Raw genomic sequence first — 466 nt, 5'->3', positions numbered from 1 at the left:
GCCCAGCCGCGCACCAGCGAGCGCAGCACCAGGCGCTCGGCGATCAGCGCGGCGAGCCCGAGGAAGTAGAAGGCGGCAAGCCACAGCCGCGAGATTTCGCTGCCGTATTTGGCGAAGAAGGAGATGCCGATGAACAGCAGGAAGACGAACGACCAGGACGAGATCATCCGTGTCATCTGCCGCAGCTGCCCGCGGAACAGCTGCACCTGATAGATATCGGCGGCCTGGAAGCAGACTACGGCGGCGATCGCCACGGCGATGACCTCCGCCGGATAGACCCAGCTGAAGCCGGAGAGCGGCATCACATAGCCGAGATAGAGGGCGATACCGACGAGGCTCAGCAGCGCGAAGTCGGCCACGCGCACGAAGCCGGCGATCACGATCGGCGAATAGGCGCGGGCGACCTTCTGGTTGACGACTTCGAGCGCAGCGGGCGACAGCCGGCGGCGGCGCTCCACGAAGGGCT

The 466-nt window shown here is 66.1% G+C and carries 1 pseudogene; it reads right to left on the bottom strand.

Features of this window, described 5'->3' with window-relative positions:
• A pseudogene (locus MOV75_RS41810) lies at positions 1 to 466 on the bottom strand (undecaprenyl-phosphate glucose phosphotransferase); the annotation flags it as partial.

The sequence above is a fragment of the Bradyrhizobium sp. PRIMUS42 genome, assembly GCF_023006515.1.
Lineage (GTDB): Bacteria > Pseudomonadota > Alphaproteobacteria > Rhizobiales > Xanthobacteraceae > Bradyrhizobium.
This window is presented reverse-complemented; position numbering and strand designations above follow the sequence as displayed.